At 44.8% G+C, this 13,167-nt stretch carries 14 protein-coding genes; 10 read left to right on the top strand and 4 right to left on the bottom strand.

Annotated elements, in window-relative coordinates:
* Positions 1 to 132 precede the first annotated feature (132 nt).
* Positions 133 to 1,557: an aspartate ammonia-lyase gene (gene aspA, locus PSI22_RS13425; RefSeq protein WP_254852080.1), complete on the bottom strand. Its 1,425-nt coding sequence runs from the start codon at positions 1,555 to 1,557 to the stop codon at positions 133 to 135.
* Positions 1,558 to 1,989: 432 nt separating this feature from the next.
* On the opposite strand from aspA, the gene PSI22_RS13420 reads away from it, so the two are divergent.
* The 4 genes from PSI22_RS13420 to PSI22_RS13405 all read left to right on the top strand — a co-directional run bounded on the left by PSI22_RS13420 (position 1,990) and on the right by PSI22_RS13405 (position 5,179).
* Positions 1,990 to 2,496, top strand: coding sequence for an FxsA family protein (locus PSI22_RS13420; protein WP_273580180.1), 507 nt, complete (start codon positions 1,990 to 1,992; stop codon positions 2,494 to 2,496).
* A gap of 178 nt (positions 2,497 to 2,674) precedes the next feature.
* The gene (locus PSI22_RS13415; RefSeq protein ID WP_038184122.1) at positions 2,675 to 2,968 is read left to right on the top strand and encodes a co-chaperone GroES; all 294 of its coding nucleotides are present in this window, start codon (positions 2,675 to 2,677) and stop codon (positions 2,966 to 2,968) included.
* Positions 2,969 to 3,023: 55 nt separating this feature from the next.
* The gene (gene groL / locus PSI22_RS13410; protein ID WP_038184119.1) at positions 3,024 to 4,670 is read left to right on the top strand and encodes a chaperonin GroEL; all 1,647 of its coding nucleotides are present in this window, start codon (positions 3,024 to 3,026) and stop codon (positions 4,668 to 4,670) included.
* 158 nt (positions 4,671 to 4,828) lie between these two features.
* Complete coding sequence (locus PSI22_RS13405) at positions 4,829 to 5,179, top strand: DUF4156 domain-containing protein (RefSeq protein WP_273580179.1); 351 nt, start codon at positions 4,829 to 4,831, stop codon at positions 5,177 to 5,179.
* 207 nt (positions 5,180 to 5,386) lie between these two features.
* On the opposite strand, the gene epmB is transcribed toward PSI22_RS13405, so the two are convergent.
* On the bottom strand, positions 5,387 to 6,418 hold the full coding sequence (gene epmB / locus PSI22_RS13400) for an EF-P beta-lysylation protein EpmB (RefSeq protein ID WP_273580178.1): 1,032 nt from the start codon (positions 6,416 to 6,418) through the stop codon (positions 5,387 to 5,389).
* 40 nt (positions 6,419 to 6,458) lie between these two features.
* Between epmB and efp the strand changes: the two genes are divergently transcribed.
* The gene (gene efp, locus PSI22_RS13395; protein ID WP_273580177.1) at positions 6,459 to 7,025 is read left to right on the top strand and encodes an elongation factor P; all 567 of its coding nucleotides are present in this window, start codon (positions 6,459 to 6,461) and stop codon (positions 7,023 to 7,025) included.
* Between the two features lie 203 nt (positions 7,026 to 7,228).
* A complete protein-coding gene (gene sugE / locus PSI22_RS13390; protein WP_038184108.1) occupies positions 7,229 to 7,543 on the top strand; it encodes a quaternary ammonium compound efflux SMR transporter SugE in 315 nt (104 codons plus the stop codon).
* A gap of 42 nt (positions 7,544 to 7,585) precedes the next feature.
* Here the strand turns inward: sugE and PSI22_RS13385 are convergent, their stop codons facing one another.
* The gene (locus tag PSI22_RS13385) at positions 7,586 to 7,798 is read right to left on the bottom strand and encodes a helix-turn-helix domain-containing protein (RefSeq protein ID WP_012989898.1); all 213 of its coding nucleotides are present in this window, start codon (positions 7,796 to 7,798) and stop codon (positions 7,586 to 7,588) included.
* A 134-nt stretch (positions 7,799 to 7,932) separates the two neighbouring features.
* Between PSI22_RS13385 and PSI22_RS13380 the strand changes: the two genes are divergently transcribed.
* A complete protein-coding gene (locus tag PSI22_RS13380; protein ID WP_273580176.1) occupies positions 7,933 to 8,172 on the top strand; it encodes a helix-turn-helix domain-containing protein in 240 nt (79 codons plus the stop codon).
* A 355-nt stretch (positions 8,173 to 8,527) separates the two neighbouring features.
* On the opposite strand, the gene uriH is transcribed toward PSI22_RS13380, so the two are convergent.
* Complete coding sequence (gene uriH, locus PSI22_RS13375; protein WP_273580175.1) at positions 8,528 to 9,478, bottom strand: uridine-preferring nucleoside hydrolase UriH; 951 nt, start codon at positions 9,476 to 9,478, stop codon at positions 8,528 to 8,530.
* Positions 9,479 to 9,879: 401 nt separating this feature from the next.
* On the opposite strand from uriH, the gene PSI22_RS13370 reads away from it, so the two are divergent.
* The 3 genes from PSI22_RS13370 (at position 9,880) to PSI22_RS13360 (ending at position 13,141) form a co-directional block, all read left to right on the top strand.
* Positions 9,880 to 11,181: an NAD(P)/FAD-dependent oxidoreductase gene (locus PSI22_RS13370; protein WP_273580174.1), complete on the top strand. Its 1,302-nt coding sequence runs from the start codon at positions 9,880 to 9,882 to the stop codon at positions 11,179 to 11,181.
* 69 nt (positions 11,182 to 11,250) lie between these two features.
* Positions 11,251 to 11,619, top strand: coding sequence for a cupin domain-containing protein (locus tag PSI22_RS13365; RefSeq protein ID WP_273580173.1), 369 nt, complete (start codon positions 11,251 to 11,253; stop codon positions 11,617 to 11,619).
* A gap of 28 nt (positions 11,620 to 11,647) precedes the next feature.
* A complete protein-coding gene (locus PSI22_RS13360) occupies positions 11,648 to 13,141 on the top strand; it encodes an aldehyde dehydrogenase family protein (RefSeq protein WP_273580172.1) in 1,494 nt (497 codons plus the stop codon).
* Positions 13,142 to 13,167 lie beyond the last annotated feature (26 nt).

The raw sequence follows: 13,167 nt of genomic DNA, 5'->3' as shown, positions 1-13,167 counted from the left end.
TGGATATATTTTTGATCTTAATTTTATAAAAATAAAGGTAGGATCATTTATATAATAAATTAAAAAGGCACGCTTCCGGTTGGAATTGCGTGCCTCAGTAATTAAGACGATTTCGTTATTATCATTATTTAATTAGTCGTCAAAACGTTTTGCTTTATAAGTTGGATGTTTCAGGTTCTCAACAGAGAAAATATCATCCAATTGTGCTTCTGTCAGCAAACCGCGTTCCAATACGACTTCACGAACACTTTTGCCTGTTTCTGCACAGATCTTGCCTACGATGTCGCCATTGTGGTGGCCGATGAATGGGTTCAGGTAAGTAACGATACCAATAGAGTTAAATACAAAGCTTTCGCAAACTTCTTTATTGGCAGTAATACCGTTAACACATTTTTCAACCAGATTACGGCATGCATTGCTCAGGATGGAAATGGATTCAAACATCGCTTGCCCAATTGCTGGCTCCATCACGTTAAGCTGCAATTGACCTGCTTCTGATGCCATGGTGACACAGATATCGTTACCGATAACTTTGAAGCAGACTTGGTTGACGACTTCTGGCACCACTGGGTTGACTTTGGCTGGCATAATGGAAGAACCAGCCTGCAATTCTGGCAGGTTGATCTCATTCAGCCCAGTGCGAGGGCCGGAAGAAAGCAAACGCAGGTCGTTACAGATTTTGGACATCTTGACCGCCAGACGTTTCAATGCGCTGTGAACCATCACGTAAGCACCGCAGTCAGACGTTGCTTCGATGAGATCCTCTGCTGGCAGGCAAGGTAACCCTGTGACTTCAGCCAATTTTTCAACCACCAGCGTCTGGTAGCCTGGCGCGGTATTCAGGCCAGTACCGATAGCGGTAGCCCCGAGGTTCACTTCCAGCAGCAATTCTGCTGTGCGGGTGATGTTTTTGATTTCTTCTTTCAATAACACGGAGAAGGCGCGGAACTCTTGGCCCAGTGTCATCGGAACCGCATCCTGCAATTGAGTACGGCCCATTTTCAGGATGTCAGCAAATTCAACGGCTTTTTTATCGAAACCGACTTGCAATAACTCGATGGAGGTAATCAATTTCATGATTGAATTATAGACAGCAATACGGAAACCAGTAGGATAAGCGTCATTGGTTGACTGGCTTCTGTTCAGGTGATCGTTCGGATTCAGGTACTCATATTCACCTTTTGGGTGCCCCATCAATTCAAGGCCGATATTTGCCAGTACCTCATTGGTATTCATGTTCAGTGAGGTGCCTGCACCGCCCTGAAATACATCAACAGGGAATTGATCCAGGCATTTGCCTGTGTTGAGGACTTCATCACACGCTTTGACAATAATGTCCGCAATTTTTCCAGGGATAGTATGGAGTTCTTTGTTTGCCAGTGCCGCGGCTTTTTTTACCAACACCATGCCACGGATGAATTCAGGCACATCATTGATAGTACGGTCACTGATATAAAAGTTTTCAATCGCACGCAGAGTGTGAATACCGTAATAGGCTTCAGCAGGGACTTCTCGTTTACCTAACAGGTCTTCTTCGATACGAATGTTGTTTGACATGAGAACCTTCTTTAATTTGGATACGTTTTTTTACTGTTCTATATACGTTTTTGTTGAGAATAATGTCGCCGTCAGCAACTGCCGTGATATTAATCACTTATCACTGGATTGCTGGCGCGATCATATGTGGATTTACCAGAAATGCCTTGTACCTGGATCACTTTATAGTGCGAATTTTATTAATGAAATAACATATGTGTGATTGAAGTCACGATTACGGAGATGTAAAGTCAAAGGTCTCAAGTATTGAAAAGCGTTATTATCATCCCCACGCTATGATTTACAAATTTTGTAATCCATAACTGTGTCAATAAACGGTGAACATGCAAATTTAAGGGTTGTTTACTGGCCATGTAGCTCTTTGCTAACAATATTCAAGGGGAATATTTTCATCCCAATGATTTTATCACTCATTAATGAAAGGAGAACCACGTGCGTTGGCTCCCATTTGTCCTGATATGTTTGCTGGTTTACATCGAATCAGTCTTGTTTGTTCGCATTGCCTCTGAAGTCGGAGTCTTACTGACTCTGCTGCTAGTCATTTTTACTTCTTGTGTTGGTGTTTCCCTCGTGCGTAATCAGGGCATCAAGAATTTTATGTCGATGCAGCAAAAAATGGCTGCTGGCGAAAGCCCTGCGAAAGAGGCTATCAAAAGTGTTTCTCTGGTGATTGCGGGCGTTCTGCTAATATTGCCCGGATTTTTTACTGACTTTCTCGGATTGCTGTTGTTACTGCCACCCGCGCAGAAGCTGCTGACAGCAAAATTGCTGCCCCATATCACCTTTTATCGTCCGAATAATAATGGGCGAGATGGTCAGGGCGGCCATCATGGGCAGACTTTTGATGGGGAGTATGAGCGCAGGCAAGATGATGCTTCCTATACACTGGATGGTCAGAAACGTCACGATGAACATGGCAACGAGCACGACAAAAAGTAATTGTTGCTTGCTTTGGCTGAGATTTCAGTGGGTAAGAAGAAAGTGAAATATTTTTTACTGTCCGCCCCTTGAAGTACTGCCTGCAAGCCCCAACTTGTAGCTTCATGGTACTGGTTTTATTAGGCTCTAGTATCAATCCTCTTACCTGATATGGACTTTATTTATAGGAGATCTATCAATGAACATTCGTCCATTACATGACCGCGTTATCGTCAAGCGTAAAGAAGTTGAATCAAAATCTGCTGGCGGGATCGTTCTGACTGGCTCTGCGGCGGGCAAATCTACCCGTGGAGAAATTTTGGCAGTCGGCAATGGTCGTATCCTTGAAAACGGGGAAATGAAAGCGCTGGATGTAAAAGTGGGTGATATCGTTATTTTTAACGAAGGTTACGGTGTTAAGGCAGAAAAGATCGACAATGAAGAAGTGTTGATCATGTCTGAAAGCGACATTCTGGCAATTGTTGAAGCGTAATTGAACATTTTGCGCTTAGATCTTCTTAATTGAACGAATTTAAAGGAAAGACACAATGGCAGCTAAAGACGTAAAATTTGGTAATGATGCTCGCGGCAAAATGCTGCGCGGTGTGAATGTACTGGCTGACGCAGTTAAAGTGACTCTGGGTCCTAAAGGCCGTAACGTTGTTTTAGATAAATCTTTTGGTTCGCCTGTAATCACTAAAGACGGCGTATCTGTAGCGCGTGAAATCGAATTAGAAGATAAATTCGAGAACATGGGTGCGCAGATGGTTAAAGAAGTTGCCTCTAAAGCCAACGATGCGGCAGGCGACGGTACTACCACTGCAACTGTACTGGCACAGTCTATCGTCACTGAAGGTCTGAAAGCCGTTGCTGCTGGCATGAACCCGATGGATCTGAAACGCGGTATCGATAAAGCAGTTATTGCGGCTGTTGAAGAACTGAAAAAACTGTCCGTACCTTGCTCTGATTCCACTGCCATTGCGCAGGTTGGTACAATTTCTGCCAACTCCGACGAAACCGTAGGTAAATTGATCGCTGAAGCGATGGATAAAGTCGGTAAAGAAGGTGTAATCACCGTTGAAGAAGGTACTGGTCTGGAAGATGAACTGGATGTTGTTGAAGGTATGCAGTTCGATCGCGGCTACCTGTCTCCTTATTTCATCAATAAACCAGAAGCAGGTTCCATCGAGCTGGAAAACCCATACATCCTGCTGGTTGACAAGAAAATTTCTAACATCCGTGAACTGCTGCCAGTTCTGGAAGGTGTAGCCAAGGCAAGTAAGCCGCTGGTTATCATCGCTGAAGACGTTGAAGGCGAAGCGCTGGCAACGCTGGTTGTCAACAACATGCGTGGTATCGTGAAAGTGGCTGCGGTTAAAGCGCCTGGTTTTGGTGATCGTCGTAAAGCCATGTTGCAGGATATCGCGACGCTGACCAACGGTACTGTGATTTCTGAAGAGATCGGTCTGGAGCTGGAAAAAGCGACTCTGGAAGATCTGGGTCAGGCAAAACGCATTGTTATCAACAAAGACACCACAATTATCATTGATGGCGTAGGCGAAGCAGTCGCAATTGCTGCACGCGTTACTCAAATCCGTCAGCAAATCGAAGAATCAACTTCTGACTATGACCGTGAAAAACTGCAGGAGCGCGTAGCGAAACTGGCAGGCGGTGTGGCAGTGATCAAAGTCGGTGCTGCAACTGAAGTTGAAATGAAAGAAAAACGCGCTCGCGTTGACGATGCTCTGCATGCGACCCGCGCAGCAGTAGAAGAAGGTGTTGTTGCTGGTGGTGGTGTTGCACTGGTTCGCGCTGCTGCTGCTATCTCTGCTCTGACTGGTGACAACGAAGATCAAAACGTGGGTATCCGCGTTGCTCTGCGTGCAATGGAAGCGCCAATGCGTCAGATCGTAGAAAACGCAGGTGAAGAGCCATCTGTAGTTGTGAACAACGTGAAAGCAAGCCAAGGTAACCACGGTTATAACGCTGCAACTGAAGAGTACGGCGATATGATTGAGATGGGTATTCTGGACCCAACTAAAGTCACTCGCTCTGCGCTGCAATTCGCAGGTTCTATCGCTGGTCTGATGATCACGACTGAAGCGATGATTACCGATCTGCCTAGAGACGACAAAGCTGACTTAGGTGGAGCTGGTGGCATGGGCGGTATGGGTGGAATGGGCGGCATGATGTAGTGCTGTTGATCCTGATGATGGAATTGCCCATCCAATAGGATAAAAACTTTGAAGGCGAGCAGAAAAATCTGCTCGCCTTTTTACTTTTTGGTCTTAATGGAATACAAAAGAGTCTATTTATCATCACGGCAGAATTTCCAACAATAATGGGGAAAGACATGCGAATTAAGATTTTGCTCGGAGCGTCAATCTTGCTGCTGGCTGGGTGTACAACGAACAATCAGTTAACTGCCGCAGGTTCCAATGTACGTTTTGTGGATACTCAGCCGGGCAGTGAATGCCAGCGATTGGGCGAAGTGATCGGTATGCAAAGCAATTGGCTCAATGGTATTGGCAATGAAAGCAGTTCAATGCGCAGTGCGGCCAATGACTTGCGTAATAAAGCAGCAGATTTGGGTGGAAACGTCATTTATGGCGCAAATAGTCCACTTAGCCGGACAGAAAACCTGTTGGGCAGTTTTATGCCACTCGATAGCAAAATGGTAGGTCAGGTTTATAAGTGTCCATAAGTATCGACAAAAGACAGAGGCTTAACCCTGTATTGTAAATCCTTATTGCGTGAAGAGAGATAATTTACAGTGTTTAATAAGCCGTCGGTTAGGGCAGCAGCCAGAAAAACGTGACAGAGCATGGTTAGCTCTGTGTACGTTTTAGTTTCTGGCGTTGTCCGTTCTCGAACGTGTCTAATGGCGACGCTTGCCCGCCTTATCAATTGATCAATTGTTTTGCTTCAATCCCAAATCCAGAGGGGTTTTGCTCGGCTCACCGCCAATTTCTCTTGTCAGGCACGGAACTAAATAACCGGATACTTTAGTCAATAATTCCCGCATGATAGCTTTTGCTTCTTCATCGCCCACCAGAAAATGTGCGGCACCTTGCACCTTATCCAATATATGGATGTAGTAAGGCAAGATACCTGCATCAAATAATGTATTACTTAAATCTGCCAGAGTATCTGCGCTGTCATTTACATTACGCAGCATCACACTTTGGTTCAGTAGCGTTACGCCAGCCTGTTTTAACCACATCATTTTGTCGCGAAACGTATTATCAATTTCATTTGCATGGTTAATATGAGTTACCATAATTATCTGCAAGTGTGATTGTGTGAAACGATTACACAATGAAAGTGTGATCCTATCAGGGATCACCACGGGCAAACGGGTATGAATGCGAAGCCGCTTGATGTGTGAAATGGATTCAAGGCGAGTCATTAGCCAATCCAGTTCGTGATCTTTCGCCATGAGAGGATCACCGCCGGAGAAGATGATCTCATCAAGCTCAGGGTGCTGTTCGATGTAATCCAGTGCGAGTTGCCAGTTGTTTTTGTTGCCTTTGTTATCCTCATAGGGGAAATGGCGCCGGAAACAGTAACGGCAATTCACCGCGCATCCCCCTTTGACCAGCAGCAGGGCACGGTTGCGGTATTTGTGCAGTAACCCGGGAACCGCACTGCGTTGTTCATCTAGCGGATCGGTTGAAAAACTAGGGTGAGTTTCAAATTCTTCCCGTGCGGTCAGAACTTGCAATAACAATGGATCATGAGGATCGCCTTTTTTCATCCGTGCTGCAAACGCTCTTGGCACACGCAGGGGAAACAAACGCTTCGCTTCATTGCCTTCTTTCAGCATGGCGTGCGTATTTAAGGATAATAATTGCAGTAGCTCATTAGGATCAGTAATGACATCTGCAAGTTGTTTTAGCCAGACTTCTCTGACAGGGGGAATATGGGTTATAATGTGTGCCATTTTTTGGCTAAGCCATTTTGTTAAAAATTAGAGGATATCCATGGCTACTTATAGTACCAACGAATTCCGTTCAGGTCTTAAAATCATGTTAGATGGCGAGCCGTGCGCTATTCTAGAAAGCGAATTTGTTAAACCAGGTAAAGGGCAGGCATTTGCCCGTGTGCGTCTTCGTAAACTGATCTCCGGCAAACTGTTAGAGAAAACCTTCAAATCAACGGATTCCTTTGAAAGTGCCGATGTCGTGGATATGAACCTGACCTATCTATATAACGATGGTGAGTTCTGGCACTTCATGAACAACGAGACTTTTGAACAGTTGGCTGCGGATGAAAAATCTGTCGGTGACAGCACAAAATGGCTGATCGAGCAGGCTGAATGTATTCTAACTCTGTGGGATGGACGTCCTATTTCTGTGACTCCACCAAACTTTGTTGAATTGGAAATTACTGAGACAGATCCCGGTCTGAAAGGGGATACCGCAGGTACTGGTGGTAAACCCGCTACACTGAGCACTGGCGCTGTTGTGAAAGTGCCTTTGTTCGTGCAGATCGGTGAAGTCATTAAAGTTGATACCCGTTCCGGCGAATACGTTTCTCGTGTGAAATAATCGCATTTGCTATTGAAAAAACCGCAGTACTCTCGTTGAGAGGCTGCGGTTTTTTTTATTGGTGGTAATCAGGAGCTATCATTGCGGCTATCAGAGAGGATAGCTATAATCCAGCGGCATTTCTTATTGTTTTCCGGGACGACCCGGGCAACTATCATCTCATCGGGGACGACCCCATTGCCATTTTAATAAAGGGAAATGGTATGTCTTGGTTAATTCTTCTGGTTGCGGGTTTGCTTGAAGTTGTGTGGGCAGTTGGCCTTAAATACACTCAGGGGTTTTCCCGTTTGATGCCTAGCCTGATAACTATCAGTGCGATGATGGTCAGTATAGGGTTATTAGCCTATGCGATGAAAAATTTACCCGCAGGAACCGCTTATGCCGTGTGGACGGGAATTGGCGCTGTAGGAACGGCAATTTTCGGTATCATGGTATTTGGGGAGTCAGCCAACTTTGCCAGAATACTGAGCCTTGGTTTGATTGTTGCAGGTATTATTGGTTTGAAATTAGCAAGTTGATTGTTTGTAAATGAACCCAGCAAATGCTGGGTCTAATTTCAATTATTTTTTGACATAGCGCGAAGGCCATATTTCTTCTGGTGTGCGTTCCAGCGCTTCCGCGATAAGACGCTCGCCTTTTGGCCAGTGACGCTGCAATGCATTGGCAAGGGTTGATGATGCTAGCCCAGCGGCTCGTGATACTTCTGACAACGTTGTCCCGCGCTTTTTCAATTCAGCGATGATATCAGCGGGATGCCAGTCTTTCTTTTCCATTCTTTAGGTCTCCAATTACCTGTCATCTTTTCAATTAAACAGTAGACTATAAGTCACATATCATAGCATAACTCAGCTTAAAACGTGACTCATAGTCCGTGGCCTGATAAGTAACACGAATCGATACTTATCAGATGAAAATGTCGAACAACATCAAGTCCCTTTTTGGGCAAAGAATTAGATATCTCAGGAAAGAAGCGGGGATGTCGCAGGAAGCTTTTGCCGATAAATGCGGGTTGGATCGCACTTATATCAGCGGTATTGAGCGCGGAGTCAGAAATCCTACTTTAGAAATTATTTATGTTATCGCTAATGGTTTACAGATTGAACTGAATGAATTGTTTAATCTTGAAACAAGATTCCCTCCGAATTAAGGCCCATTATCAATTTTCCATTCCGTTTTTTTATCGCTGATTTATTGATCAATAACCCAGCCTCGATTATGGGAATTGATTATATAAAAATGTAAGTTAAGTGCTCATGGTGGTTATACTGATTGGAAACTGGCATTGGTGCTATTTATCGGCTCTCTGATTGCCATCCCTTTCTCCAAATATTTGATGAGCCACCTATCTGACAAGGTATTCAAATATGCCACGTTGTTCCTGATCTTATGCAGCGCAGTACTGATGGGAATAAGATTGACCGGCTAAAATCTTCTTTTGACCATTGAAGCTGAGAAGCAGCTTCAATGGTATTCCAAGGACATATTGGACGCTGCTGTTAATATCAGGACGCTGTTTCGCCAATATTTTTCAGGGCATTAATCACCAATTGCCAGAATTTGGCTTGATCCAATTTTACGGCAACTTGTGTATGGCAATCTTTTGGTGGCGGGAAACGGAAATCAGCGACGGTCATGCCCGTTGTTAAGGTTCCGGCCAGTTCGATATTCACGGGTACTTTTTGTGTTGTCATAACGGTAGGATCGATCACATAAGCGACTGCACAGGGATCATGCACCGGAGGATAGTCAAAACCCTGCGATTCCCGATACTTCTCCCCATAAAACTGCAACGCATCTAAAACGAATTGGGCAGGACGGGTTTTGATTTTGGAGATAGCGTCAATGACATCAGGCGTTGCCTGAGCTTGATGCGTCAGATCCAGCCCCACCATCGTCAGGGGCCATTTTTCATTAAAAACAATATGCGCTGCTTCAGGATCGATCATGATATTGAATTCAGCGGCAGCGCTCCAGTTACCAGTGTGGTAACCACCTCCCATCAACACGACTTCTTTTACGCGCTCAACAATATGTGGAGACTTACGGGCGGCAAGGGCAATATTTGTCAAACCTGCCGTTGGAACCAAGGTAATGCTCTTGGGGGGATTTTCCATAATGACGTCGATAATCAAATCAACAGCGTGACGGGCATCCAGCCTTAACGCAGGTTCAGGCAAAACGACGCCATCCAGACCGGTTTCACCATGAATTGCCGGTGCAGTTTGGATATCTCTGACCAATGGTCTATGACACCCTGCGGCAAAAGGAACATTGTGAATATTGGCGATGCGGGCAATTGAAAGGGCATTGCGGGTGACTTTATTCAAGGTTTGGTTGCCAGCAACCGTAGTCACCGCCAGTAGTTCAATGTCAGGATTTCCATGAGCAAGGAGTAACGCAATGGCATCATCATGCCCGGGATCGCAATCAAGGATAATTTTCTTAGGGAGCATCTTCATTCCTTTTAGTGATAACTAAACACAAATGTAGATGTTAAGAATAATTCACCTTGGATAAAGATTCCCCCAACACTAATCACAAAACGACAAGATAAAAATCTGAACTTATTAATAATATGTTTAATAATTGTGACATAATTAACATATAAATAATAAATGATTTGAGCATTGTAAGTACATGTGATTCATATATGTATTCTATAAAAAACAAACAGATAGTTGCTGGTGTTATCATTATTAATTTATTAATAAATTAAAAGGTGAATGTATTTGTTGTTATTCCGCCTGAATAAACAATGTTAAATAAATGCGACAAAGTGTCCCTGAAGAAACAGAGTAACAAAATTGTTGGCTGTACATCATCAGGGAGTAGGCAGATGCTCACGGGGTATAACATGAATAATAATCTTGATTCATTAACATACTATGCTGCAACCAAAAAATATGATCTTCGCTTTCCCACACTGACAGAAGACTTGGATGTTGATGTTGTTATCATTGGTGGCGGGTTTTCCGGTGTGAATACGGCACTGGAGCTGGCTGAAAAAGGCATCACCAATATTGCTATTCTGGAAGGTCGGACGTTGGGATATGGCGGAACGGGGCGCAATGGCGGTCAAGTTATGGCGGGTATTGGTCATGATTTGGATAGGATTAAACGTCATGTCGGTGAGAAAGGTCTAGAAACTATCTTTAGAATTAGCAATATGGGCGCAGGAATTATTCGTGACCGGATCGCTAAGTACGATATCAAGGCGGATTTTTGTAAGGGTTACGGTTATCTGGGTTATAACGCCCGTCAGGAGAAAACTTTGCGGGGCTGGCTGAAAGAGTTTCAGGCGGCGTGTCCCGATGAAGAGATTGAACTTTATACCGGTACTGATGTTAAGAAAGTCATTGGTTCAGATCTTTATACCTGTGCGCTGAAGCATATGGGTGGGGGACACGTTCATTCACTCAATCTGTTGCTGGGGGAAGCCAAGGCTGCAACGGAGCAGGGTGTCAGAATTTTTGAAAACAGCCAGGTGGTGAATGTGGAATATGGCCCACGGGTCACCGTTCGCACAGCAATGGGGACGGTACGGGCAAGCAAGATACTGTGGGCGTGCAATGCTTTCCTGAATGGTCTTGAACCGACTATCTACAAAAAAACGATCAATACTTACGCTTTCCAGCTAATGACGGAAGAACTGTCAGACGATCTGATTGAAAAGATCAGCCCGATTCGTGGGGCATACAGTGATATTAGTCCGGTCATCAACTACTACCGAGTCACCAAAGAGAACCGAGTGCTGTTTGGCAGTGCTACACAATATCTTGAGTATATCCCTTCTGATTTAAAAGCATGGAACCGCAAACGTATGCTGGATGTCTTCCCCTACCTGAAAGATGTGAAAATTGAATTGGCATGGGGCGGGCCACTATCTTGTAGCGTCAATTTATTCCCGCAAATTGGTTCTCTGCCAGAACATAACAATGTGTTTTATGTACAGGGTTATTCAGGATTTGGCGTAACGCCGAGTCACATTGTCTGCAAAATCTTGGCAGAAGGAATGAGTGAAGGCTCTGAACGTTACTCACTGATGAGTTCGATTCCTCATCTCAATGTTGTGGGCAAAGACAAATTAAGGAGCCTGCTCCTTTCTGCCGGCAAAACGTGGCACCAAGCTTCAGGCTATTGGAAAGGCCGTCGCTAGTTTGATCACTTTTTTGACGTTTTTTATTTTTGTTCTTTTTTGAATAATAAATACTGAAAGGTAAAAGTCATGATAAAGCCATTATTGTTAGATCAAGCACTTCCTGAATTAATGCCAATTGGCAGTGTCACTCATCTTGGTTCTATTGTGTTGGAGGGGGATCCCCAGGCAAGTGTCGCAATGACCCACGGAGAGCCGACGGATAATCTGACTTGCGGTATTTTTGCCTGTACCAAGGGTAAATTTAAAATGATCTATCCCTTTGATGAAATGGCGACGGTTCATGAAGGCTCGGTGAAACTGACCAATGTCAAAACGGGGGCTACGGTTGAATACCATAAGGGCGACTCTTGGTTTGCGGCGAAAGGCACTGAAATTTTGTGGGAAATCACCACTGAACGCTTTGTTAAACATTACATGGCTTGTGTGAGCGCTTAAATATCGGGCTAACCAGAGAGGAAACATGATGAGTGAAATAACCTTGCTAAAGCCCGTTACGGATTTTCTGCAACGTCCTCATGGTCATTATATCAACGGGTTATCCATTCCTGGTCAGGGAAACAACCCCTTTTCTGTCGTTAATCCCGCTTCTGATGAAGTGATCGCTAAAGTTAATCAAGGAGAGGAAGCTGAGATAAATTTGGCAATGGAAGCAGCTTCGAAGGCTTTTCATGGTTCATGGGCGCAGACATCGCCTATGGAGCGGGGTAAGTGCCTGAACCGGCTGGCGGATTTATTGCAAAAACACGGTGAAGAGTTAGCCCAACTGGAAAGTTTATGTTCAGGTAAACCGATCCAGCTTTCTCGAATGTTAGACGTGGGCGCTTCTGCTGATTACCTGCGTTATTTTGCCGGTTGGTCGAGCAAAATTAGTGGTGAGACATTGAATGTTTCATTGCCATCACTCAAGGGGGAAAAATACACGGCCTTTACCCGGCGTGAGCCAATTGGCGTGGTGGTTGGCATTATTCCGTGGAATTTTTCCATTATGATTGCCATCTGGAAATTGGGAGCGGCACTGGCCTGTGGTTGTACTTTAGTGCTGAAGCCCAGTGAGCATACCCCTTTGACGATGCTTCGTGTGGCAGAATTGGCGAAAGAAGCCGGGATACCCGATGGCGTGATTAATGTCGTCAATGGTTCTGGCGCTAGAGTTGGGTCAGCTCTGCTCGCTCATCCCCAATGTGCCAAAGTCACTTTTACTGGCTCAGTCCCGACCGGCACGATTATCGGTAAGTCGGCGATAGAGTGCGGCTTGACTCGTGCGACGCTGGAACTGGGAGGCAAGAATGCGGCTGCTTTCCTGTCTGATATGTCAGTTGAAAAGATTGTTGATGGTGTAATGGAAGCAGGTTATTTGAATCAGGGGCAAATCTGTGCGGCAGCGGAACGTTTCTATATCCCATCTGTTCACATGGATGCGGTCTTAAAATTACTTTCTGAACGTTTGTCAGCGATGAAAATCGGCTCTCCTCTTGATGAATCAACCGAAATGGGGCCTTTGGCAAACAAAGAGCATTACGAAAAAATTCTGTCTCTGTTTGAGAAAGCGCGTCAGGATGGCAGTGAAATCGTATATGGTGGCCATGCGCTGGAAGGCGCGGGTTTTTTTGTCACACCAACGATTATCCGGGCCAAGAGTGCTGAAGACACATTAATGCAAGAAGAAACCTTCGGGCCGATAGGAACGTTCCTCAGCTATGATGATGAAGAAGAGTTAATTGTCATGATGAACGCGACGCCATTTGGTCTGTCTGCCAGTTTATGGACGAATGATCTCAGCAAGGCGATGCGTATGATCTCCCGGATTCAAGTGGGTACTTTGTGGATTAATATGCATACGTTTCTGGATCCAGCGGTGCCTTTTGGTGGCGTGAAATCGTCGGGTATTGGCCGGGAGTTTGGTAGTGCATTTATTGAGCATTACACCGAACTGAAATCGGTTATGGTTCGTTACTAATCACGCATTATTACAGCTTATTTTCG

It is taken from the genome of Xenorhabdus aichiensis (assembly GCF_028598775.1).
In the GTDB taxonomy this organism is placed as follows: Bacteria; Pseudomonadota; Gammaproteobacteria; order Enterobacterales; family Enterobacteriaceae; genus Xenorhabdus; species Xenorhabdus bovienii.
Note: the sequence above shows the minus strand (reverse complement) of the source record. Positions and strands in the feature narration are given on the sequence as shown.